The following is a 23,654-nucleotide window of genomic DNA, read 5'->3' on the forward strand; positions in this document are numbered from 1 at the left end:
TTTTTAATGTACCGTGCCGTATCGGCCTTTTTTGTGCTGTCTGCCCTGGGCGGGCGGCGCTTTTTTAGATGTGGGGGCGTTTCCTTGGCAGTTAGTAATCTGGATATGCACGCATTGTTCGTGCTGGGTGATTTGCGCGCGAAGTTGGTTAAGCAGTTTCAGTCGCGGTTTGTTTACATCACGGAACAAACCCCGGAAGGCATTTACATTGCTGAAATCGATACCGAAACAGCGTTGGTGGTCGATGACAAACCTCGCCTGGAGCTCAAGGTCGGCGATCACTTTCGCGCCGCAGTCCTGCCCAGCCGTGAAGGTGGCAAGTTCGAGCTGAAGTTTCGCGATATCAAGTTGACGGTCTATGGCCTGGGTGACTACGCGTTTGTTTCCACGGCGCAGGGCGAGGGCATTGTGTTCAAGGAAGGTCACAGCGTGATGCTGGTGTTCGCCGCCAATGAACAACTGCAAGAAGGCCTGAGCAAGACCCTCAAGGCCGTGACCGGCAAGGCCGCCAAGTGGCGCAAGGGTGAACTGGTGACTTTCAAGGCCAGCGAGTAATAAGCGAGCGCACCGGCAATCGGTTGAACCTCTACTACAGTTGGGTGGACTTAATTATTCAGGGCTTTCGCATGACAGCAAAGCCATCCGCCATGGCTGTGTAAACGCGAGGTTCAAAGGCATGAAAGCAATACGAGCGCTGTTGGCAGCATCCCTTACCACCTTGGGCCTGTCGATGGCGGCCGCACCGGTAGCGGCTGCCCAGGCGCCCATTCATTTTGCCGACCTGAATTGGGAAAGTGGCAGCCTGATCACCGAAGTACTGCGCTTTATTGTCGAGAAGGGCTACGACCTGCCCACCGATACCCTGCCCGGTACCACCATCACCCTGGAAACCGCCCTGGCCAAGAATGATATCCAGGTGATCGGCGAGGAATGGGCGGGCCGCAGCCCGGTGTGGGTCAAGGCTGAGGCCGAAGGCAAGGTGGTTGGCCTGGGCGATACCGTCAAGGGCGCGACCGAAGGCTGGTGGGTCCCGGAGTACGTGATCAAGGGCGACCCGGACAAAGGGATCAAGCCACTGGCCCCTGAGCTGCGCAGCGTACAGGACCTGGCGCGCTATAAAGACGTATTCAAGGACCCGGAGGCCCCCGGCAAGGGACGGTTCCTCAACAGCCCTATCGGCTGGACTTCGGAGGTGGTCAATAAGCAGAAGCTCAAGGCTTATGGCCTGGAGGACAGCTACGTCAACTTTCGTAGCGGTTCGGGCGCGGCGCTGGATGCCGAGATAGCCTCGTCGATCCGCCGTGGCAAGCCAATCCTGTTTTACTACTGGTCGCCGACCCCACTGATGGGGCGCTACAAGTTGATCCAGTTGGAGGAACCTGCCTTCGACGCCGAGGCGTGGAAGACCCTGACGGATGCCGACAACCCCAACCCCAAGCCGACGCGTTCGTTGGCGTCCAAACTGAGCATTGGTGTGTCTACGCCGTTCCAGAAGGAATATCCGCAGATTGCCGGGTTCTTCGAAAAGGTCGAGTTTCCAATTGGACCGTTGAACGAAGCGCTGGCAACCATGAGCGAAAAGCACACCCCGCCGCGCGAAGTGGCACAGGCGTTTCTCAAAGAGCATCCGCAAGTGTGGAAGGCCTGGTTGACGGAGGATGTGGCTACAAAGGTCCAAGCCAGCCTGAAATAGCCACGCCGTCACTGCAAACGACGATCCAAACGTGGGAGCGGGCTTGCCCGCGATAGCGGTGTGTCAGTCAAGTATTTCTAACCTGATACACCCGCCATCGCGGGCAAGCCCGCTCCCACAGTTTTGATTGCGCTCCCCTTAAAACTTGGTTTGCACCGCCAATTCAAAGGTACGCGGCGACCCCAGGTAATACGCCGGCGACACATGGGCAAACTGCGCATATACCTCGTTGGTCAGGTTACGCACCCGGCCCGTGACCGAGGTGTGTTGATCGACCTTGTAGGTCAGGAACGTGCCAAACAAGGTGTACGCCGGCACTGTCAGCGTGTTGGCATTATCGGCGTACACCTGCGCCACATACCGCGCATCCACGCCACCTTGCCAGGCCGGGGCGATGTCATAAGTCAGCCACAGGTTGCCTACGCGCTTGGGCACGCTGGTCGGCGTGTTGCCCTTGCGCGATACCACTGCGCCGCTGGCGATTTTCTCGTTGAAATCATCGTATTGCGCATCGACCCAGGCGAAATTTCCTTCGGCCAACAGCCTGGGGGTAATGCGCAACGAGCTGGCCAGTTCGATGCCGTTGGACGACTGCGCACCCACCGCAATACTGCGGGTGGGGTCTTGTGGGTCGGTCACGGCAAAGTCCTTGCGCTCGATGTGGTAGGCGGCCACGGTGGCTGAACCGCGCCCGTCCAGGTAATCGAACTTGCTGCCCACTTCCCATTGCTTGCCGGTGGAGACATCAAACACCTGGGTGGTGCTAGTGGGCTGTTCGGCTGCGGTGCTGTATTGCACATAGACATTGGCCGCCGGGATGAACTGATAGGTCAGGCCCACACGCCCGGTCACCGGCTCCCAACGGCGCTTGACGTTACCCAGGTTGTCGCGGTGGCTGGTCACGTCCAGGTCGATGGCGTCATAACGCAGGCCGCTCAGCAGCGACAGCTTGTCGGTCAGGCCCAGGCGGTTCTCGACAAACAGCGCCTTGGTCGTCACTTCGGTGGTCTTGTCCTTGATAAATCCCGGCTTGGTGCCTGGCAGGTCGTAGAAATGCCCCGGATCGTAGTGGTTGGGGTCCACTGCGTTCTTGGCCGACACGTTCAGCGGGCTGGCGGTGGTGCTGTTGACCTTGTATTCGAAACCGCCGGACCAGGTGCTGGCCAGGCCGAACACGCTGCTGTCATGGCGCAGCTCGAACTGGTTGCCGTCCTGCTCGCCCTGATGGCGCACCTGATAGGCCGTCGAACGGTTCACCAGGCTGTTATCGGCGTTGTACTGGTAGGTCTCCAGGTTGCGGTAGTCGCGCTGGCTGTCCAGGTGATAGAGGGTGTTGCGCAGGGTGGTGCTGTCGTTGATCCGGTAATCGATGATCGAGCGGGCCCAGATCGTGCGTTGTTCGTAGCGGCCATCGGCGACGTTGTAGTTGTTGAAGCGGTTGTGCCTGTCGATCTTCAGCTCGCCGGCCTTGGGATTGAGCACCGGGGTGCCCCAGTATGGGCTGTCCTCGTGTTCGTCCTGGTACTCCAGGGCCAGGGTGTGGGACAGGTTGGGCGTGAGGTCGCTGAGCAGGGAAAAGGCCACGCTCCAGGCATCGCGTTGCTGGCGGTCGATATGGGTATGGTTGGTGTTGCGGCTGACATCCAGGCGCGCGTAGTGCTGGACCTCGGCACCGGGCTCGGTCAGGGCGTGGTTGAGGCCCAGGGCGATGCCGGTGGTGTCGTAGCTGCCGTAGTTGATCTGGCCTTCGACGGCCTGCTCCTCGCGGGTGGCCAGCTTGGTCACGTAGTTCAGCGAGCCGCCCACGGAGCCGGCGCCGTTGATCAACGAGGAGGGACCGCCCACCAGCTCCACCCGGTCATAAATCCATGCGTCCACGGGCCGTGCCAGGCCACCGGCGACGTTGATGCCATTGAACATCTGGGTGATCTGGCTGCTGGTAAAGCCCCGATAGGAAATAAACCCGCCAAACCCCGGCGGCGCACTGGCGTTGACCCCGGGCAGGGTGTTGGCCGCATCCTGGAAGGTCTTGGCGCCACGGCGCTCGATATCGTGGCGGTCGGCGATGCTGACCGAGGCCGGGGTTTCCCGCACGCTCAGGCCCAGGCGCGAGGCCATGCCGCTGGATTGGTCCAGGGCCAGGCCCGGCTCGTTGGCGGCGGCGCCGTCGATGGTGGTGGGGGCCAGCTCAAGGGCCCAGGCGCAAAAAGGCAGGCAGCCGAACAGGCCCGCCAATAGAGGTAAATGTTTCATCGATAAATCCTGAAAAGCAGGGCTTGAAAGCAACGCACAGCCGCCCGCGCTTCCCTGGGGAAGCCGCGCGGTGTGCGGATCAAAAAGCGCAGGTATCAGGCGTAGGTAGGCGGGGCGCGCGGATTAGCCGCAGGCCAGGTGAAGCGGGTGGGAATGTCAGCGGTGAGTACCACCGCCGGCGGTGGTGCGTGAGGCTGGGGCAGTACCGCAACGTTAAGGCTGGAGTTGAGCGCCGGGCCCATGCCGCCGGTGGAGCACAGCGGGCAACCGAAGGCCTTGGACAGCGTGGGCAGCGACTGATCGCCGGTGTTTACGGGGGCTGGCGCCTGGGTGCGGGGGTCTACGGTACAGAACTGGCCGCCAATGCCGTTGAGCTGCATGCCGACCATTTGCCCATGGCCAATACTGCAGGCGAACACGTTGAACAGGACGCAGCCATAGAGCATCCAGGCAATCAACGAGCGGTCGGCACGGGCGAGTTTCATGGGGCGGCACTTTATCACCAGACGACTAAATGCCTGCAAAAAATCTGAAAAGGACTATCCTCTTTCGCACTTTTCCAGGGGTATCCAACCATGAGCTTTGTCATTGCGAGGTGGGTCGTCGGGGTATTTGCGTTTATCAGCATGATCCATGTGTACTGGGCCGCAGGCGGCAAGCTGGGCAGCAGCGTAGCGATCCCGCAACTGCCCGGCGAATTCGCCAGCGGGCCACGGCCGGCGTTCAAGGCGTCGGCGCTGGGTACGTTCCTGGTGGCCGTGGGGCTGGTGCTGATTGCCGTGTTGGTGTGCCTGCGGGCGGGGCTGTTCTTCCAGCCGGTGGGGCATCAGGCCCTGCAATGGGGGATCAGCGCGATTGCCCTGATCATGTTTGGGCGGGCGATTGGTGATTCGGAGCTGGTGGGGTTTTTCAAGAAAGTCGGCGGGTCACGGTTCGCGCGGTTGGATACGTTTTTCTATTCGCCACTGTGCCTGGTGTTGGGGACGGGGTTGCTGGTCGTCGCCTGGACCTGACTGACGGTATGCAGGGCCAAATGTGGGAGCGGGCTTGTCGGATCGCCGCGAAGACGTCGGCCCAGCAAACATTGATGTTGACTGACCCACGGCCTTCGCGAGCAAGCCCGCTCCCACATTGTTTACCGCGTACATTCAGAGGGATCAGCTACCGCTGACAGCCCTGCGGCTGCTGACCTCGGCAGGTACATTTTCCCCCGCCATGCGCTTGCGAAACAACGACGTGCGCGCCAGCAACAGGGTGGTTACCGGCACGGTGATCGACAGCAAAATCGGGATCAACCAGCCATGCAGCACCGGCCCGGACTTGAGGGTCGAGAAGTAGATAATCGACGCCAGCGCCACGCACCATGCGCCTAGGGTCGAAGCCAGCGCCGGTGGGTGCATGCGCTGGAAAAAATCCTTCATCCGCAACAGCCCGAGCGCACCAATCAACGCAAACAGGCTGCTGAGCAGCAGCAGGATCGCCACGATAATTTCCACCCACAGTGGCAGTTCACTGACATTGATCATTCGATCACCTCACCACGCAGCAGGAATTTGGCCAAGGCAAACGAGCCGACAAAGCCGAACAGCGCAATCAGCAGCGCCGCCTCGAAGTAGGTATCACTGGCATAGCGAATGCCCAGCACCAGCATCATCAGCATCGCCAGGATATACAGGTAGTCCAGGGCCAGGACCCGGTCCTGGGCCGAGGGGCCCTTGAACAGGCGCACCAGGGTCAGGACCATGGCCAGGGAAAACAGGAACAGGCTCAACAGGATCGCATTGGCGAGCAGGGCACTCATTCGAAGATCTCCATCAGGGGCCGTTCGTAGGCCTGCTTGAAGTGCTCGATAAACTGCGCTTCGTCATCCAGGTCGAACACGTGCAGCAACAGGATGCTGCGGTCCAGGGCCAGTTCCGACCACACGGTGCCGGGGGTCACGCTGGTGATCATCGACAGCACCGCCAGGCCGTTGGCGTCACGCAGGTCCAGGGGGATTTTGACAAAGCGCGAGCGCGGCGGCCGTGTACCGCAGGTCAAGACGCCCCACGCCACGTGCAGGTTGGAGATGATCACATCGCGCCCGACCAGGAAAAACAGGCCAATGATCACCCCTGGGCGGCGGATACGCACCGGCAGTGGGCGCAGCGGCGCCATCATCAGCGGCGCGAGCAGGCCCAGGAGCGCCCCCAGCAGCAGGTTGCCGGGGCTGATCGACAGGTTCAGCACCAGCCACAGCACCCACAACGCCAATGACAGTAACGGGGCAGGGAACAGGCGCTTCATGGCTGCACCTCCACGGCGGCGGCCTGGGCTTGCGGGCTGAGCACCGGGCGCGTGGCCATGACGGCCATGACGTAGTGCTCGGGGTTATTCAGGCTGGCGGCAGTGTCCTGGGTAAAGCGCATGAGCATTTCTGCCTTGAAGGTCAGGCCAATCGCCAGGCCAAGCAAGACGAAGATCGGGATGCACTCAAAGCGGCGCAGCAGCGGCGAGGGCCGCTCTTCTGGGGTCCAGAAGCGCTGGATGCCCAGGCGCGCAAAAGCGATCAGCGAGGCCAGGCCCGAGAATATCAACAACGCCACCAGGCCCCAGGCTGCCGGGCGAATCGGCGCATCCACGGCCTGGCCCAGGCCCAGCGGGTTGATCAGCGCGCTGAGCAGGCTGAGCTTGCCGATAAACCCCGACAGCGGCGGCATGCCGATGATCAGCAGGGCGCAGGCAATAAAGCTCAGGCCCAGGAACGCCATGGTCCACGGGATGACCTGGCCGACCACGGCCTTTTGCTCATCGTCCAGGTTGGTGCCCTTGGGCGGGTGCAGGGATTCGACTGGCCGTGGCAACACTTCGATTTCATCGTCCAGGGGCAGCTCGTTGGCCGAGCGCGAGCGTTCGACCAGTTCGGCCAGCAGGAACAGCGCGCTCAACGCCAGGGTCGAGCTGACCAGGTAGAACAGCGCGCCGGCCGTCAGGCTGGGCTGGGCGAAGCCTACCGCCGACAGCAGGATGCCCGCCGAGACCAGGATGCTCAGGCTGGCCATGCGCTCCAGGCGCTGGGCGGCGAGCATCGCCAGGGCGGCGCAGAGGATGGTGGCCATGCCGCCGTACACCAGCCAGTCGCCGCCAAACAGCGCCGAGGCGCCGGCTTGCCCGGAAAACAGTAGGGTCCACAGGCGCAACACGGTGTACACGCCGATCTTGGTCATGATCGCAAACATCGCCGCTACCGGCGCGCTGGCCGAGGAGTAGGCCGGCGCCAGCCAGAAGTTCAAAGGCCACATGCCGGCCTTGGCCAGGAACGCGGTGGCGAGGATCGCCGCGCCGGCATGCAGCAGGCCGCGATCGGCTTGCGGGACCAGCGGGATCTTGAGCGCCAGGTCAGCGAAATTCAGGGTGCCGGTGACCCCGTAGATCAGCGCCGCACCAATCAGGAACAGCGACGAAGCCAGCAGGTTGATCGAGATGTAATGCAGCCCCGACGACACCCGCGCCCGGCCCGAACCGTGCAGCATCAGGCCGTAGGACGCGGCCAGCAGCACCTCGAAGAACACGAACAGGTTGAACAGGTCGGCGGTGAGGAAGGCACCGTAGAGGCCCATCAACTGGATCTGGAACAGCGCATGGAAACTGGTGCCGGCGCGGTCCCAGCGGGCCATGGCGAACAGCAGGGCGCTGACGCCGATGATCCCGGTGAGCACCAGCATCAGGGCCGACAGTTGATCCACCACCAGCACGATGCCGAACGGCACCTGCCAGTTGCCCGGCAGGTAGACGCCGATGGAGGCGGGGCCGCCTTGCTGCGTCCAGTACAGCATCAACATCGCGATGCCCAGGCCGGTCATGCTCGACAGCAGGTTGATCTTGGCCTTGAGCGGGCGGTGTTTCTCGCCCAGCATCATCATCAGCGCAGCGGTCAGCAACGGCAGCAGGATCGGCGCGATGATCAGTTGGTTCATCCAGCTCATTCCTTGGGCTCCCGGCCGTCCACATGGTCAGTGCCGGTCAGGCCCCGGGACGCCAGCAGCACCACCAGGAACAGCGCGGTCATGGCGAAGCTGATCACAATCGCCGTCAGCACCAGGGCCTGGGGCAGGGGATCGGTGTAATTGAGCAGGTCCTGGGGCACGCCGTCCTTGATGATCGGTTCCTTGCCGATAAACAGGCTGCCCATGCTGAAGATGAACAGGTTGACCCCATAGGACAACAGGCACAGGCCCATCACCACCTGGAACGTCCGTGGCCGCAGCACCAGCCAGACGCCGGAGGCCGCCAGGACCCCAATGGCAATTGCGATGACTTCTTCCATCAGGCAGCAGCTCCTTGTGGTGGCGTGGCGGCGGCTTTCGCCTGGTTGCCGGGTTTATGGGCCCGCACCGATTGGTGGCCGAGGGCGGTGAGCATCAGCAGGGTCGAGCCGACCACCATGGCGTACACACCCACGTCAAAAAACAGCGCGCTGGCGATATGGATGTCGCCCAGCACCGGCAAGCTGAGGTGCAGGGTGCTGGTGGTGAGGAACGGGTAGCCGAAGAACAGCGCGCCAAGCCCGGTCAGGGTTGCCGACAACAGTCCGAAGCCCATCCAGCGCATCGGCCGCAGGTTCATCTGCGCCTCGACCCACTGGGTGCCGGCGACCATGTATTGCAGGATAAACGCCACCGACATCACCAGCCCGGCGACAAAACCGCCGCCCGGCTGGTTGTGGCCGCGCATGAACAGGTAGAACGACACCACCAGGGCAATCGGCAGCAGCAGGCGCACCAGCACCGCGGGCACCATCATAAAGCCCAGGGCGGTGTCGCTGGCTTGGCGTGGGTTGACCAGGTCGGTGTCCACGTCCGGCGCCAACAGCCGCTGTTGCGCGGGCAGTTGCTCGCTTTCCTTGGGCGGGCGGAAGCGCCGTAGCAGCGCATACACCGTCAAGGCCACCGCGCCCAGCACGGTGATTTCGCCCAGGGTATCGAAACCCCGGAAGTCCACGAGCATCACATTCACCACATTGCTGCCGCCGCCTTCAGGCAGGGCGCGGCTGAGGTAGAACGAGGAAATATCGTTGGGGGTCTGGCGGGTGAGCATCGCATAGGACAACAGCGCCATGCCGCCACCGACCACGGTCGACAGCAGCAAGTCGCGCAAGCGGCGAATGCGCGCCTTGCGCAACGAACTGGGGAGTGGCGAGACCTCTTCGATCCGCCGTGGCAGCCAGCGCAGGCCCAGCAGGATCAATACCGTCGTCACCACCTCGACCACCAGTTGCGTCAGCGCCAGGTCCGGCGCGGAGAACCAGACAAAAGTCACGCAGGTCATCAGGCCGCACACGCTGACCATGGTCAGGGCCGCCAGCCGGTGGTACTTGGCTTGCCAGGCGGCGCCCAGGGCGCAGGCAATCGCCAGCAGCCACAGGGTGACGAACACGATGGAGCCAGGGATCTTCGGCCGGTCGCCCCAGCTCAGGCTGCTGCCCAGCATGGGGATCATCCCGGCGATCACCGCCACCAGCACCAGCAGGAACAATTGGGTTTGCAGGCGCTTGGTGCTGATGCGTTTCTCGACCTTGCGCACGCCACGCATCATCACCACCAGGCAGCGCTCGAACATGCGCTTGCCGTTGAAGTAGCTGATGATCGGCGGGTACTTGAAGCGCCCGCGCTTGAGTTGCTTGCGCAGCAGCAGGTACAGGACCACGCCGCCGGTCATGGCCACCAGGCTCATGATCATCGGGGCGTTCCAGCCGTGCCAGATCGCCAGGCTGTACTGGGGCAACACGCCGCCGACCACCGGCAGGGCGGCAGCGGCGAGGATCGAACCGACCACCTGGGCCGGGAAGATCCCCACCAGCAGGCAGGTAAACACCAGCAACTCGACCGGTGCGCGCATCCAGCGTGGCGGTTCGTGGGGCGTGTGCGGCAGGTCGGTGGCGGCCGGGCCGAAGAACACATCCACGGTGAAGCGCAAGGCATAGGCCACGCTGAAGGTGCCGGCGATGGTCGCGATCACCGGCAGGGCGATTTCCACCCACTGGGTCGAGGAGATGAATACCGTCTCGGCGAAGAACATTTCCTTGGACAGGAAGCCGTTGAGCAACGGCACCCCGGCCATGGAGGCGCTGGCGACCATGGCCAGGGTCGCGGTAAACGGGATCAGGCGCACCAGGCCGCTGAGCTTGCGGATATCGCGGGTGCCGCTTTCGTGGTCGATGATGCCCGCGGCCATGAACAGCGAGGCCTTGAACGTAGCGTGGTTGAGGATATGGAACACGGCGGCGACGGCGGCCAGCGGGCTGTTGAGGCCCAGCAGCAGGGTGATCAGGCCCAGGTGACTGATAGTGGAGTAGGCCAGCAGGCCCTTGAGATCGTTCTGGAACATCGCGCAATACGCGCCGAGCAACAGGGTCAGGGCGCCGGCACCGCCGACCATCCAGAACCACTCTTCGCTGCCCGACAACGAGGGCCACAGGCGGGCCAGCAGGAACACGCCGGCCTTCACCATCGTGGCCGAGTGCAGGTAGGCCGACACGGGTGTCGGTGCGGCCATGGCGTGGGGGAGCCAGAAGTGGAAGGGGAATTGCGCGCTTTTGCTCAGGGCACCGATCAGGATCAGCGTCAGCAGGATGGGGTAGAGGGAGTGGGCACGGATCTGGTCACCGGCGGCGAGCACCTGGTCCAGATCGTAACTGCCGACGACATGGCCGAGCAGCATGACCCCCGCCAGCAGGCACAACCCGCCTGCACCGGTGACCATCAGCGCCATATAGGCCCCCCGGCGCGCATCGGAGCGGTGGTGCCAATAGCCGATCAACAGGAACGAGAACAGGCTGGTCAGTTCCCAGAAAAACACGATCTGGATCAGGTTGCCGGAGATCACCAACCCGAGCATCGCGCCCATGAACGCCAGAAAAAACGCGAAGAAACGCGGCACCGGATCATCCGGCGACATGTAATAGCGGGCGTACAAAGACACCAGGCTACCGATGCCCAGTACCAGCATCGAGAACAGCCAGGCAAAGCCATCCATGCGCAACACAAAGTCCAGGCCCAGGCTGGGCAGCCAGGAAAATTCTTCGCGGATCACGCCACCGTCGGCGATCTGGGGGTAGAGCAGGGCGACTTGTACGGTACCGACCAGAGCCACAAGGCCGGCCAGCAGGGATTCAGTATTACGTGCGTTATGCGGCAGCAAGGCCGCCAGACAGCTGCCGATGAAAGGCAGAAGCAGTAGAACTATCAGGGACATAGGCTTCTAATCTGCGGTGGTTTGGGATGCATCATACGTGCCGGAAACCGGATTACCAAACGGCAACCTGTGGCAGGATCCTACAAGATGGACCGAAAACCCCTATCTGTCGCGCTGTAGGAGCCGGCTCCTATAGGGAAACGGGCTTTTGCTCCCGCGTCTTTATCTCGCTGACAATCACCGCCGCCACAATCAACACCGCGCCGAGCATGGCAATCGGCGGGAAACGCTCGCCGGCAATCCGCCCGATTATCCCGGCCCACACCGGTTCACCGGCATAGATCAGGGTGGCGCGGGTGGGCGAGACGCTTTTCTGCGCCCAGTTCATCGCCAGTTGAATCACCGCGCTGGTCAGGCCCAGGCCCACGGCGCTGAACAGCAGTACCCAGGAAAAGTCCGGCAATGCCTCGCCCGTGGGCACTACCAGCAGGAACGACAGCAACGAGGCGGTGGCCAGTTGCACCACGGTCACCCGGCGCACATCCACCTGGCCGGCATAGGCGCTGATCAGGATGATTTCGGCGGCAATTGCGATAGCACCGATCAAGGTGGCGATTTCGCCGGGGCTGAAATTCAACGATGCGCCGGCCGGTCCGGTCAAAAGCATCAGGCCGGCGAAGGCCAGCATGATGCCAATGCTCGGCATCAACCCCGGGCGCCGTCCCAGCACCAGCCATTGCAGCAGCGGTACAAAGGGCACGTAGAGCGCGGTGATAAACGCCGACTGGCTGCTGAGGATGGTCTGCAGGCCAATGGTTTGCAGGCCGTAGCCAAACATGATCGCGGTGCCGATAAACACGCCGGCCTTGAGCTCAAAACGTGTCAGGCCACGCAGGTTGCGCAGGGAAAACAAGCCGACCACCAGTGCCGCCGCGGCAAAGCGCAAGCCGACGAAGAACATCGGCCCGCTGACGGTCATGGCATGTTGCACCAGGATAAACGTGCCGCCCCAGATCATGGTGATCAGCACCAGCACGCATTCGGCTTTGCTGAAGCGGGAAAACAATGGGGAGGCGGTCGAGGTGGTCATGGCGGCTCTGGTCTTGCACAGGAAGGGCGCGGAACGCACAATGCGCCGCAGCTGGGCAGTATACTGCGCAACCCCACCGAGTGAGCAATATAGTGCACAAAGAAAATCCGCAACGGGCCTCGGTCCTGCAGCACGTCAGCCAGAACGTTCGACGCCTGCGCCACGCGGCCGAACTGAGCCAGACAGCCCTGGCAGAAAAGTCCGGGGTCAGCCGGCGCATGCTGGTGGCCATCGAGGCGGGTGAAAAGAACGTCAGCCTGTCCACCCTCGACCGCGTGGCCGAAGCCCTGGACGTGGCCTTCAGCGACCTGATCCAGGCCCCCGACGCCCGTGACCACAGCCGCATCAACGAACTGGCCTGGGCCGGTGAGATCGATGGCAGCAAGGCCGTATTGCTGGCCAAGGCCACCGCCCGGCGTGAGGTGGAGCTATGGGAATGGCGCCTGGAACCGGGCGATCGCTATTGCCCGGACCCAGACCTGGAAGGCTGGAGCGAGCAGTTGTTCGTGTTCGAGGGCAGCCTGACCCTGGTAGTGGATGACGTCGAAACCACCATCGCCGCCGGCGAGTTCTTTATGTTTCCCAGCCACCAGCCCCATGCCTATCGCAATGAGGGCCCTGTGGCGGTGCGCTTTATCCGCAACGTGGTGATCTAGATCCACACATCATTCTGCTGGGTCCGCTCGCCGCCCTGATTGCCGGTGTTCAACACGCCGCAGGGTTCGACCAGCAGCAACTTCACCTCGCCGTCGGCATACGGTTTGTGCTCGACACCCCTGGGCACCACAAACATCTCGCCGGTGCCGATCTGTACCGCGCCATCGCGAAAATCAATGCGCAGCGCGCCTTCGAGGACGATAAAGGTCTCGTCGGTGTCCGCGTGGCTGTGCCAGATAAAATCCCCCTCGATCTTCACTACCTTGAATTGGTAGTCGTTCATCTGCGCGATGACCTTGGGTGTCCATTGCTCACTGAACAGGCTGTATTTGTGCGCAAAGTTGATGGCGGTGTAGGAGGGCATGGCAGTCATCTCTGGTGATCGAAGCCTGACATTAAGTGCCACGTGAGAACGGGTATTGAATGATCGTGCGATTGTCAGGTTAAAAGAAACGTTATATTGTATCTCTTGAGATCGATTCTCAAGTGTTGCCGGGCTTGAGGTCGATACGTTTATTTTCGGCTCAAGGGATTGCAGATGAACCAGTTGCACGGGGTAGCTCCAGGGTTTTCGACGTTGTTGGCAGTAGGCCTGATGTCCTCGCTCACCGGCTTGCCCGCCGTCGCGGCGCAGGAACGTGAAGAGTCGGTCACCGAGCTTGAAGCCACGCGGGTCAGTGCGCCGCTGAACAAGGCCCTGGAAGTCAACGCCGGTGGCTTCGGCGCCAAGGATGCCATGGAGATCCCCCTGGCCATCCAGAGCTACTCCAGCAAGACCATCGCCGACAGCTCCGCGCGCACCGCCGTGGATGTGCTGAGCCTCGACCCTTCGGTGCTCAGTTCGTCGGGCGGCAGCGGCTTTGACAACTTCCGCCTGCGCGGCTTTGCCATGGACAACTTCAACACCATCCGCCGCGATGGCCTGACCCTGGCCCCGCACCACGACGTGCCCCTGGAAAACGTCGAGCGCATCGACGTGCTCAAGGGCCCGTCGGGTTTCCTCTACGGCTTCAACTCGCCGGGCGGCACCATCAACTACATCCTCAAGCGCCCGACCCTGGAGCCGCTGCTCAATGTCAGCGTGCAAGGCTCCTCGTTGCTCGGCCGCTACGTGGCGATTGATACCAGCGATTCGTTCAACGATGGCGCCTTTGGTTATCGCCTGAATGCCGGCTACGAGAAAAACGGCGACTTCGACCATGCCCGCGACATGGAGCGCAAGTTTATCGGCCTGGCCACCGACTTGCGTCTGAGCGATCGCGCACTGTTGCAACTGAATGCCGACTGGTCGCGCAAGTCCACGGTCTCCGACCCGTTGCTGCGTGCCGACCAGAGTGGTCGCGCCAACCCGCTGGACCCGTCCAGCTATGTGCTGCCGCCCAAGGTCAATCGCCGCGATCTGTTGACCGGCTCCTGGTTCCGTCACCAGACCGAAGGCGCCAACCTCGATGCCAAGTTCGAGTACGAACTGGACGACAACTGGACCTCCGTGACCCAGGGCAACTACTCGCGGGTCGAGCGCCACGGCGGCTATAACGACCTGTTCGGGATCAAGCCCAACGGCGATATCGGCTCGGCCGACTTTTACGTGTCCCGTGGCGAAGTGTTCAGCACCTGGTCGCTGCAGTCGTACCTGGCCGGCAAGTTCGCCACCGGCAACATCTATCATGACGTGTTCTTCGGCACCGGCTACAAGCAGTTCAAGGACGTCAGCCCGTTCTGGGATTCGGTGGACAGCGGCACTCCCGGCATCGGCATCGGCGATGTATCGGTGGGCAATATCCGCCACCCGGTCAATCCGCCCAAGTGGCATTTCGGCCCGGAACGGCCCACCGATTTTGTGTCTTCCATCAAGGAAACCTCGGTTTTTGCCAGCGACCTGATTTCCCTCACCGAGCAATTCCAGGTGATGCTCGGCGGGCGTTATATCTGGTACCGCGCGGATCAACTCTCGGCCATCGCGCCTTCGCAAAGCCATGACGTATTCGTGCCCAGCGCTGCGCTGATCTACCGGCCCTGGGACAGCGTGATGACTTACGTCAGCTACTCCAAAGGCTTTGAAAAAGGCGACTACGCCCCCTATAACGCGACCAACGCCAACCAGCCCACCGACGCCATCGAGTCCCAGCAATACGAGGTGGGCCTGAAGCTGGACCTCAATGATCGCCTGAACCTGGGCCTGGCGGTGTTCGATATCCGGCGCAAGGCCAGTTACCTGAACACCAGCAACACTTATGTGAGTAACGGTGAATTCCACCACCGTGGCGCCGAGCTGACCCTGTCCAACCGCGTCACTAATGCCCTGACTCTCAGCGCCAACGCCGCCTACCTGGCCACGCGCATGGAAGATGTGGATGACGTCACCGTGGACGGCAAACGCACCGAAAGCGTGCCCAAGTGGAAAGGCGCGGTCGGTGCCTTGTACACCGTGGCCGCTGTGCCCGGCCTGTCGTTGGACAGCACCGTCAGCTATGTCGGCAGCCGCCCGGTGGATGCGCAGAACAGCGGCTACATCCCCAGCTACACCTTGCTCGACGCCGGTATCAGCTACCGCTCGAAACTGGCGGATACCCCGGTGACCTACCGCCTGCACGGCAAGAACCTGACCAACAAGTACTACTACGCCAGCGCCTATTACCAGGGCGGGCTGGATGTGGGGCGCGAGCGCGAAGTGTTCCTGTCGGCCAAGTTCGAGTTCTAGAACCATGACGTATTCCAGCTCATTGCCCGGCCTGCGCCACCTGTGGGTCGAGCGCCTGCTTGAGCGGCACGCGGGTACCTTGACCGAGTTGGTCGATGGTCTTGGCTCGCCGCTGCACTTGCTGTGCCCGCAGGTATTTCACGCCAATGTCGAAGCCTTCCAGCACAGCTTTACCCAGGCCCAGGTGCGCGGCAGCCTGCTGTTTGCCAAAAAGGCCAACAAGGCCAACTGCTTTACCCAGGCCTGCGCGCAATGTGCAATTGGCTTGGATGTGGCCAGCGTCGGCGAGCTGCAAAAGGCCCTGGCGGGCGGGGTGGCCGGCCGTGAGATCGGCGTGTCCGGGCCGCGTAAAAGCGATCAATTGCTTGGGTTGAGTTTGAGTCACCAGTGCCTGCTGGCGGTGGATTCGCTGGAGGAGTTGCTGCGTATCCAGCAATTGGCGTTATCACTGCGCCAACGGGCGCGCCTGTTGTTGCGCTATTGCCCTGCCAGCCAGCTCCACAGCCGCTTCGGCCTCAATCCACGGGAGTGTGACCAGGCCCTGGTGTTTTGCCGCAAGCATGTGGCGAACCTGGATCTGCAAGGCTTTTCCTTTCACCTTGGTGGCTATGACACCGCGCAGCGTGCGCACGTCGCCAGCCACTTGGTCGACCTGTGCCAGGCCAGTGAGCTGGACGACTGCCGCACGGTCAACCTGGGCGGTGGCTTTGCCGTGCGCTATGTCGACCCGGCGCAGTGGCAGGCGTTTATGGCCGAGGACTGCGCCGAGCGCTACCACAGCGACAAGGGCTTCGCCGGCTTCTATCCCTATGGTGCGCCGCGCGCCGGCGCCGAGGCCCTTGACGATGTCCTCGCCACGCCCGTGGGCCCCGGCCTGAGCCTGGCGCAAAAGGTCATCGAACATGGCGTGCGGCTGATCATCGAACCCGGCCGCGCCTTGCTCGACCAGGCCGGTATCAGCGTGTTCCGCGTGCAGGGCGTCAAGGACCGCACGGCCTGCGACGGCTATGCCCAGGTCACCGTGCAGGGCAGCAGCTTCAACCTCTCCGAGCAGTGGTTCAACAGCGAGTTCTTGCCCGACCCGCTGCTGTTGCCGGCCTCGCCACGGCCGCGGTCGCCGTTTGTCGCGTGTATTGGCGGGTCCACCTGCCTGGAGTCGGACATGCTGACCTGGCGCAAAGTCGCCTTCGACTACCCGATCCAGGCGGGTGACTTGCTTATCTACCTCAATACCGCCGGCTATCAGATGGACTCCAACGAGTCGCCGTTTCACGAAGCGCCATTGCCACACAAAGTGGTGCTGGAGCTGCGTAACCCCTACCTGCGCTGGAAGCTGGACAGCTTGGCTTGAGCGCATTCAACAAGGAGCCCCGAGTGAACAGTTTGAATAAACCCGCAGCCCCCGCCGACCTATGGGTGCTGCCCCAGGCTGCGCTCGAAGACCTGGGGGTGAGTTACCGTGAAGTGCTGCAGGTGGTCGAGCAGGCGTACAAGGCCTTGCGCAGCGGCGACTCGCAGAACCCGCTCAAGACCATTGTCGAACCTGCGGACCGCCACTCCATCAGCTACTCGATGGTCGGCCGCGATGGCGCCAGCCACACCGTGGGCTTCAAGGTGGTCTACGAGCATGACCCGCAACGCACCCGCGACGCCTATCAGTTCCACTCGTTTATCTTCCTGTGTGATGACCGCACCGGCCGCCCGATTGCCTTGATGGACGTGGTCAAGCTCGGCCCATTGCGCACCTCGGCCACCTCGGCGTTGATGGCCCGGGCCGCCTGCCCGGATGCCCGCAGTGCCCTGGTGGTCGGTACCGGCGTGCAGGGCCAGGTGGCGTTGCCCATGTTGCTCGCGGCCATGCCGGACCTGGAGCGTTTGTATGTCTACGGGCACTACGCCGAGGGCCTGCGCGCGGTGCAGGACAACCTGCGCAAACACTACCCGCTGCGCGACGTGATCGTGGTCGATGACCTGCCGGCGGCTGCGGGCGAGGCCGATATCATCCTTGGCGTGGCCGGGCTTTCGGCACGCCAGCAAGTGCAGCGGGCGTGGCTCAAGCCGGGCGCCGTGGCGGTGCTGGTCGGCTATGGCATCGACGCCGACGTGCTGCACGGCGCCGATTACCTAATCGCCACCGACACCGCGCAGATGCAAGTCACCAGCGCCGACCTGGCCGCCGCCGACGGCAGCCTGCCCGAGGTAGACGCCGAACTGCCGGACATTCTCCTGGGCCTGGCGCCCGCACGTCGCGATCCAAGCGATGTGGTGTTCGCCTACAACAGCGGCATGGTGGTGACTGACGTCGCCCTCGGCCGCCTGATGGCCGACCGCGCCCTGGCGCAGAACCGTGGGCAGAGGGTCCAACTATGGTCGGCCTGACTGCCGCACAACCCGGCGCCTGGCGCGCCGACAGCCGGGCCCTGCTGTTGCTGGCGTTGCCGCTGATCCTGACCAACCTGGCCTACGTGGCCCTGACCACCATCGACATCGTGGTGCTCGGCATGCTGGGTGCCAAGGAGCTGGCCGCCGGTGGCCTGGCCATCGCGCTGTTCAACCAGTTGCGCACCACCGGCACCGGCCTGGTCACCGGCGTCAGCAACCTGGTGGCCCAGGCCAATGCCCAGGGCGATGAAGCCCAGGTGCGGGCGCTGTTGGTGGCGGGGCTGTTCTGGGCGACCGTCAGCGGCCTGGTGTTTATGGGGGTGTTGCTGGGGTTGCGCCAGCCGCTGACCTGGCTGGGCCAGGATGCCAGCGTGGTAGCCAATGCCATGGATTTCCTGCTGATCATTGCTCCCGGCCTGCTGCCTTGCCTGTGGTTTCAGGCGCTGCGCCACTTTACCGTGGGCCTGAAATTCCCCGGGCCGTTGCTGGCGATCACCCTGGTGTCGATCTTCCTCACGGCGGCGCTGAACTACGTGCTGGTGTTCGGCAAGTTCGGCGTCCCGGCCTACGGGCTGGCGGGGGTGGCGATCACCAGCGCCGTGGTGTTCCTGCTGTCGTTCCTGATGTTCTTCGCGGTGGTACTGACCCATCGGCGCCTGGCCGGTTACTTCAAGCTTTCGCACCTGCGTTTTTCGCCGGCGGCGATCAAGGCGGTGTGGAAGCTCGGGCTGCCGATTGCCGGGACCTATGCCAGCGAGGCCGGGTTTTTCAGTGTGCTGACCCTGCTGATCGGCACCCTGGGCATGGAAGCGCTGGCGGCGCAGACCGTGCTCAACCAGATCATCTACATCGTGTTCATGTTTTCGGCGGGTATCTCCCATGCCGCCTCGATCCACATCAGCGACGCCTGCGGCACCGGGCAGTATCAACGCGCGCGGCAGCTGGGGCGCCTGGGTCTGGGGCTGGGGCTGCTAGTCATGCTGCTGTTTGCCATTCCCTACGCACTGCTGCCCGAACAGGTGATCGGCCTGTTCATCAGTACCGAACACGCCAACAACCTGGATGCGGTGCGTCTGGCGACCACCGGTTTGTTGATCGCCATCGTCCTGCAGGTGTTCGACGCCAGCCAGAACATCGGCAACGGCATCCTGCGCGGCATCGGCGATACGGCGGGGCCACTGCGCATTTCCCTGTTCGGCTACTGGTTGGTGGGGCTGCCCGCTGCCTGGTTACTGGGCATTGTCAGCCCCTACGGGATCTTTGGCGTGTGGGCCGGTTTGGCGATAGGCCTGGCGGCCACGGCGTTGCTGCTGATTGTTTCGTTTGAACGCCAACTCAACGCGCTGGATCGCGCGGGCGCTATCGCACTGTCATGACCAGGAGGTGTTCCATGCATCAAGACAACCCCGCACAGCGCATCGCGGCGCTGGTGCGGCCCAGTGTGCGGCGCTTGCCCCTGTATGACCCGGGCGCCGACCCACGCCAGATGGGTACGCCAATGGTGACGAAGCTGTCCAACTGCGAAAACCCGCTGGGCATGTCGCCGGCTGCCGCGGCCATGCTCGCACGCCAGGGCGGGGCAGGGCTGGAGCGCTACCCCGACCCCACTGGCCGGGCGTTGCGCCACTTGATCGGCGGCCAGTTGGATGTGGATCCGGCCAGGATCATCCTCGGCAATGGCTCGGAAAATATCCTCGAGCTGTTGTGCCTGGCGCTGCTCGACCCCCAGGACCGGGTGGTTACCCAGCAACCCTGCTTCAGCTTGCATGAAAGCCTGCCGTTGATGATGGGCGCGACGCTGGACAAGGTGCCGCTCAACCCGGATTTCAGCTTCAACCTGCACGCCTGGGCCACGGCCCTCAAGCAACCGGCGAAGCTGTTGATGCTGAGCACCCCCTGCAACCCGGTGGGCACCGCGCTGTCCAGCGCTGAGCTGACGGCACTGATCGCCGCCGCTCACCCCGACACCTTGTTGGTGATCGACGAGGCGTACTTCGAATTCGTCGAGCAGGGCGCCGATGCCCTGGCGATCCTCGGTGCGCAGTCGCGGCCGTGGATCGTCCTGCGCACATTCTCCAAGGCGTATGGGCTGGCGGGGCTGCGGATCGGCTATGGCATTGCCTCGCACCAAAGCCTGATCGATGCGCTGCACCGGGTGCGCACGCCATACAACGTCAATCAACCGGCCCAGGAGGCCGCCAAGGCCGCCTGGCTCGATCAGGAACACGTGGCGCGCAGTCGAGAATTTGTCGCCATCGAGCGCCAGCGGCTGACCGAAGGGTTGCAGGCGGCGGGGTTTCGCGTGGCGCCGTCCCAGGCCAATTTCCTGTTTATCGACACCGCCTGCAACGCCCTGGAAGTGGTCGACGAACTGCTCAAGGACGGGATCATCGTCAAGGCCTGGCGCGAGCCGGGGTACACCGGTTTTATCCGCGTGTCCCTGGGCCTGGCCCAACAAAACCAGGCGTTTCTCGCCAGCCTGCAACGCGCCGTCGCGGCCCTGGCCGGGTAAGCGCCGAGCCGGTTTTTCATACTGCCCAGAGGTTGTCATGATCAAGAGTTGCCTGTCCGAACTGATCGGCGATACGCCGCTGCTCAAATTGTGCGTCACCGAAAACGGCAGCTGCGTGCTGCTCAAGCTGGAACAATTCAACCCCACCGGTACCGCCAAGATCCGCATGGCCCGGCAAATGCTCGACGAGGCGCAGGCCAGCGGGCAGCTCAAGCCGGGTGGGCGGATTGTCGAGTCGACCTCAGGCAACACCGGGTTGGGCCTGGCGCTGCTGGCCGCCGAGCGCGGCTATCGCTTCACCGCCGTGGTTGACGAACACGCCAGCCCCGACAAACTGCGGGCGATGCAAGCCTTTGGTGCGCAACTGGTGCGGGTCGGCGACCCCGGTAGCGGGCTGGCCACCGCCGACCGCGATGCCACCGCCGAGCGTATCGCCACGGAGCAGGGCGCCTACTGGACCCGCCAGCATCACAACCCGGCCAATGCCAACGGCTACACGCAACTGGCCGCGGAACTGCGTGCGGTGCTCGGCGCTGAAATCCACTACCTGGTGGGCGCCGTGGGCACCGGCGGCTCACTGTGCGGCACCGCGCGTGCGTTGAAACGCCATGCCCACGGCCTGCAAGTGATCGGTGTCGAGCCCTGCGGCTCGGTGATCTTCGGCGGCCCCGGGGCGCCGTATCACCAGTCCGGCACCGGCACCCCGGAGGGCGCGGAAATCGGTGCCGTGGTCGACTACGAACTGATTGATAAAGGCCTCACCGTCAGTGATGCCCAGGCCTTTGAAACCGCGCGCTACCTGGCACGGCATTACGGTCTGCTGCTTGGCGGCTCGGCAGGTGGAGTGGTCTACCAGGCCCTGCGCGAGGCGCGGCACGCCCCGGCCCACAGCGTGATCGTGGCACTGGTGTGCGATGGCGGCGAAAAGTACCTCGACACCGTGTTCAACGACCAATGGATGGCCGACCGGCAACTGCTGGCGCCGCAGGTGCATCGCGAACTGGGACAGTGGTTGGGCGCGCAGCCCTTGCTCAAGCAGCAGGCCTAGCGGCTTGCCTGGGGCGCCACCCTTCGCTACTGTGGCGCCCCGCCCGCGTGAGCCCCGCCATGAGTGACACCACTGTCGAACTGATCCAGACCGGCCCTGAACAGGCCGAACTGATCTGCAATCTCTACCAGTTCTATGCCTATGAATCCTCGGATTGGGAGCAAGAGGACGTCGAACAGGACGGCCGCTTCTACATCCATGAAGAACACCTGTCGCGCTACTGGCAAGACCCGCAATGGAGCGCCAATCTACTGCTGGTGGATGGTTACATCGCCGGATTCCTGTTGATCGAGCGCAGCGAACTGCCGGGGATCAACGCCCTGGAACTGGCTGACCTGTTTATCTTGAAACGCTATCGGCGCAAGGGCATAGGCCGAGCACTGGCCACCCAGGTATTGACCAGCGGCGAGGCCGACTGGCTGGTGCGCTTTTATGACCAGGACGAGGTGTCCCAGGCGTTCTGGCGCAGCGTACTGGATAACCTGCCGCGCCCGGTGCAGGCCATTGAGCTGGATGACGAGCCGCAACTGCTGAGCTTTTTGGTGACCCGGGCGATGGTTCACTGACCGTGGCCTTGTGTGTGGGCTTGTGTGGGAGCGGGTTTGCTCGCGAAAGCGGTGGGTCAGTCAACATCAGTGTTTGCTGGGCCGACGTCTTCGCGGCGATGCGGCGATCCGACAAGCCCGCTCCCACAGAGGTTTTGTTTGAAGTACCACTGATTTACTTCGGTTGAACGCTTGGGCGGCTATGCTGGTCAACTGACCTTCAATGTCGACGCAAAGAGGTGACCGCAATGGCCAAGACTTACAGCTACGCCGCCCGTGACGCCAAGGATGCCCTCAAGCCCTATACCTTCGAGCGCCGCGCCCCCGGGGCCGACGATGTACAGATCGATATCCTCTATTGCGGGGTCTGCCACTCCGACCTGCACACCGTACGCAATGAGTGGCACAACACGCTCTATCCGTCGGTGCCGGGCCATGAAATCGTCGGCCGGGTGACGGCGGTGGGAGCCAATGTCAGCCGCTTCAAGGTCGGCGACCTGGCCGGCGTCGGCTGCATGGTCGACAGCTGCCAGCACTGTGAATCCTGCGCCGAAGGCGAGGAGCAGTACTGCGAGAACGGTTTTACCGGCACCTACAACGGTCCGGTGTTTGGCGGCGAAAACACCTTTGGCGGCTATTCGGACAACATCGTGGTCAAGGAGCAGTTCGTCCTGCGCATCTCCCACGACGAGGCGCAATTGGCGGCCGTGGCACCGCTGTTGTGTGCCGGTATCACCACCTATTCGCCGCTGCACCACTGGAAGGTCGGCCCTGGACAGAAAGTCGGCGTGGTCGGCCTTGGCGGCCTGGGCCATATGGCGGTGAAGATCGCCCATGCCATGGGCGCCCATGTGGTGTTGTTCACCACCTCGCCCAACAAACGCGAAGACGGCCTGCGCCTGGGGGCCGACGAAGTGGTGGTGTCGAAGAACCCCGACGAAATGGCCAAGGTCGCCAACAGCCTGGACTTCATCCTCAACACCGTGGCCGCGCCCCACGACCTGGATGTGTTCCTCAACCTGCTCAAGCGCGACGGCACCATGACCCTGGTGGGCGCGCCGGACAGCCCGCACCCATCGCCCTCGGTGTTCAACCTGATCTTCAAGCGCCGCAGCCTGGCGGGGTCATTGATTGGCGGCATCCAGGAGACCCAGGACATGCTGGACTTCTGCGCCCGGCACGGGATCGTTTCGCAGATTGAGATGATTGATATCCAGGCCATCAACGAATCTTATGAGCGCATGCTCAAGGGTGATGTGAAGTATCGCTTTGTGATCGACATGGATAGCCTCAAGCGCGAGATCCAGGCGGTCTGATGGGGGGGCGGGGTTTGGGTACATATCCGTTGCTGCGGTCATGGCGGCTATTGGTTCCGCCCTTACGGCGGGTCACTTTTGGAAAAGAGCCCGGAGTGCCGGCCCAGCCAAAAGTAACCAAAAGGGCTCTTGCCCCACCACTCGGCACCTCGCCTAGGCTCGGTGTGCCCGTCATCCGACATTGATTTGGGGGGCCGCCGCGCTGGGCCATCCCTGGCCCAGCGCAGCTCACCCGGCGTCCTCCCGGGTTACCCCCCCAAATCAATATCGTATGACGGCCAGTT

The 23,654-nt window shown here is 63.0% G+C and carries 22 protein-coding genes; 12 read left to right on the top strand and 10 right to left on the bottom strand.

Features of this window, described 5'->3' with window-relative positions; all coding sequences use genetic code 11:
- Positions 1-84: 84 nt before the first annotated feature.
- Together HBO12_RS26705 and HBO12_RS26710 are read left to right on the top strand one after the other, a co-directional pair.
- A complete protein-coding gene (locus tag HBO12_RS26705; RefSeq protein WP_076964285.1) occupies positions 85-555 on the top strand; it encodes a hypothetical protein in 471 nt (156 codons plus the stop codon).
- Positions 556-676: 121 nt separating this feature from the next.
- Positions 677-1,693 (top strand): ABC transporter substrate-binding protein, encoded by a 1,017-nt coding sequence (locus tag HBO12_RS26710; protein ID WP_170043737.1) that lies wholly within the window; start codon positions 677-679, stop codon positions 1,691-1,693.
- A gap of 138 nt (positions 1,694-1,831) precedes the next feature.
- Here the strand turns inward: HBO12_RS26710 and HBO12_RS26715 are convergent, their stop codons facing one another.
- Both HBO12_RS26715 and HBO12_RS26720 read right to left on the bottom strand, forming a co-directional pair.
- The gene (locus HBO12_RS26715) at positions 1,832-3,946 is read right to left on the bottom strand and encodes a TonB-dependent receptor (protein WP_170043738.1); all 2,115 of its coding nucleotides are present in this window, start codon (positions 3,944-3,946) and stop codon (positions 1,832-1,834) included.
- A gap of 95 nt (positions 3,947-4,041) precedes the next feature.
- A complete protein-coding gene (locus tag HBO12_RS26720; RefSeq protein ID WP_170043739.1) occupies positions 4,042-4,431 on the bottom strand; it encodes a DUF2946 domain-containing protein in 390 nt (129 codons plus the stop codon).
- A gap of 90 nt (positions 4,432-4,521) precedes the next feature.
- On the opposite strand from HBO12_RS26720, the gene HBO12_RS26725 reads away from it, so the two are divergent.
- On the top strand, positions 4,522-4,959 hold the full coding sequence (locus HBO12_RS26725) for a DUF3995 domain-containing protein (RefSeq protein WP_169954718.1): 438 nt from the start codon (positions 4,522-4,524) through the stop codon (positions 4,957-4,959).
- A gap of 144 nt (positions 4,960-5,103) precedes the next feature.
- On the opposite strand, the gene HBO12_RS26730 is transcribed toward HBO12_RS26725, so the two are convergent.
- The 7 genes from HBO12_RS26730 to HBO12_RS26760 form a co-directional block, all read right to left on the bottom strand.
- The gene (locus HBO12_RS26730) at positions 5,104-5,472 is read right to left on the bottom strand and encodes a Na+/H+ antiporter subunit G (protein ID WP_170043740.1); all 369 of its coding nucleotides are present in this window, start codon (positions 5,470-5,472) and stop codon (positions 5,104-5,106) included.
- Positions 5,469-5,747, bottom strand: a complete 279-nt coding sequence (locus tag HBO12_RS26735) for a K+/H+ antiporter subunit F (protein ID WP_038440496.1) — start codon at positions 5,745-5,747, stop codon at positions 5,469-5,471. Before HBO12_RS26735 ends, HBO12_RS26730 begins: the two co-directional genes overlap by 4 nt.
- Positions 5,744-6,232 (bottom strand): Na+/H+ antiporter subunit E, encoded by a 489-nt coding sequence (locus tag HBO12_RS26740; protein ID WP_170043741.1) that lies wholly within the window; start codon positions 6,230-6,232, stop codon positions 5,744-5,746. Before HBO12_RS26740 ends, HBO12_RS26735 begins: the two co-directional genes overlap by 4 nt.
- The gene (locus HBO12_RS26745) at positions 6,229-7,911 is read right to left on the bottom strand and encodes a monovalent cation/H+ antiporter subunit D (RefSeq protein ID WP_170043742.1); all 1,683 of its coding nucleotides are present in this window, start codon (positions 7,909-7,911) and stop codon (positions 6,229-6,231) included. The genes HBO12_RS26740 and HBO12_RS26745 overlap by 4 nt, the downstream gene beginning before the upstream one ends.
- A complete protein-coding gene (locus HBO12_RS26750) occupies positions 7,908-8,252 on the bottom strand; it encodes a Na+/H+ antiporter subunit C (protein WP_005789164.1) in 345 nt (114 codons plus the stop codon). The genes HBO12_RS26745 and HBO12_RS26750 overlap by 4 nt, the downstream gene beginning before the upstream one ends.
- The gene (locus tag HBO12_RS26755; protein WP_170043743.1) at positions 8,252-11,179 is read right to left on the bottom strand and encodes a monovalent cation/H+ antiporter subunit A; all 2,928 of its coding nucleotides are present in this window, start codon (positions 11,177-11,179) and stop codon (positions 8,252-8,254) included. The genes HBO12_RS26750 and HBO12_RS26755 overlap by 1 nt, the downstream gene beginning before the upstream one ends.
- 130 nt (positions 11,180-11,309) lie before the next feature.
- On the bottom strand, positions 11,310-12,209 hold the full coding sequence (locus HBO12_RS26760) for a DMT family transporter (protein ID WP_169954713.1): 900 nt from the start codon (positions 12,207-12,209) through the stop codon (positions 11,310-11,312).
- Between the two features lie 92 nt (positions 12,210-12,301).
- Between HBO12_RS26760 and HBO12_RS26765 the strand changes: the two genes are divergently transcribed.
- Complete coding sequence (locus tag HBO12_RS26765) at positions 12,302-12,865, top strand: cupin domain-containing protein (protein ID WP_169954712.1); 564 nt, start codon at positions 12,302-12,304, stop codon at positions 12,863-12,865.
- Here HBO12_RS26765 and HBO12_RS26770 read toward each other — a convergent pair.
- On the bottom strand, positions 12,862-13,230 hold the full coding sequence (locus tag HBO12_RS26770) for a cupin domain-containing protein (RefSeq protein ID WP_170043744.1): 369 nt from the start codon (positions 13,228-13,230) through the stop codon (positions 12,862-12,864). The genes HBO12_RS26765 and HBO12_RS26770 overlap by 4 nt on opposite strands.
- A 174-nt stretch (positions 13,231-13,404) precedes the next feature.
- Between HBO12_RS26770 and HBO12_RS26775 the strand changes: the two genes are divergently transcribed.
- The 8 genes from HBO12_RS26775 to HBO12_RS26810 all read left to right on the top strand — a co-directional run bounded on the left by HBO12_RS26775 (position 13,405) and on the right by HBO12_RS26810 (position 23,370).
- Positions 13,405-15,567 carry a TonB-dependent siderophore receptor gene (locus tag HBO12_RS26775; RefSeq protein WP_170043745.1) on the top strand — a complete coding sequence of 721 codons (2,163 nt, stop codon included), beginning with the start codon at positions 13,405-13,407 and terminating at the stop codon, positions 15,565-15,567.
- A gap of 4 nt (positions 15,568-15,571) precedes the next feature.
- Positions 15,572-16,918, top strand: a complete 1,347-nt coding sequence (locus tag HBO12_RS26780) for an alanine racemase (protein WP_170043746.1) — start codon at positions 15,572-15,574, stop codon at positions 16,916-16,918.
- A gap of 23 nt (positions 16,919-16,941) precedes the next feature.
- Complete coding sequence (locus tag HBO12_RS26785; RefSeq protein ID WP_222932618.1) at positions 16,942-17,946, top strand: hypothetical protein; 1,005 nt, start codon at positions 16,942-16,944, stop codon at positions 17,944-17,946.
- Positions 17,934-19,325, top strand: a complete 1,392-nt coding sequence (locus HBO12_RS26790) for an MATE family efflux transporter (protein WP_170043747.1) — start codon at positions 17,934-17,936, stop codon at positions 19,323-19,325. Before HBO12_RS26785 ends, HBO12_RS26790 begins: the two co-directional genes overlap by 13 nt.
- 14 nt (positions 19,326-19,339) lie before the next feature.
- Entirely contained in the window at positions 19,340-20,461 is a 1,122-nt protein-coding gene (gene hisC / locus HBO12_RS26795; RefSeq protein ID WP_170043748.1) for a histidinol-phosphate transaminase, read from the top strand.
- Positions 20,462-20,498: 37 nt separating this feature from the next.
- Positions 20,499-21,509, top strand: a complete 1,011-nt coding sequence (locus HBO12_RS26800; protein ID WP_170043749.1) for a PLP-dependent cysteine synthase family protein — start codon at positions 20,499-20,501, stop codon at positions 21,507-21,509.
- Between the two features lie 59 nt (positions 21,510-21,568).
- The gene (locus HBO12_RS26805; protein ID WP_169954706.1) at positions 21,569-22,075 is read left to right on the top strand and encodes a GNAT family N-acetyltransferase; all 507 of its coding nucleotides are present in this window, start codon (positions 21,569-21,571) and stop codon (positions 22,073-22,075) included.
- 227 nt (positions 22,076-22,302) lie between these two features.
- Complete coding sequence (locus HBO12_RS26810; protein WP_169954705.1) at positions 22,303-23,370, top strand: NAD(P)-dependent alcohol dehydrogenase; 1,068 nt, start codon at positions 22,303-22,305, stop codon at positions 23,368-23,370.
- Positions 23,371-23,654: the final 284 nt, after the last annotated feature.

The organism is Pseudomonas sp. WS 5059 (assembly GCF_012985525.1).
In the GTDB taxonomy this organism is placed as follows: domain Bacteria; phylum Pseudomonadota; class Gammaproteobacteria; order Pseudomonadales; family Pseudomonadaceae; genus Aquipseudomonas.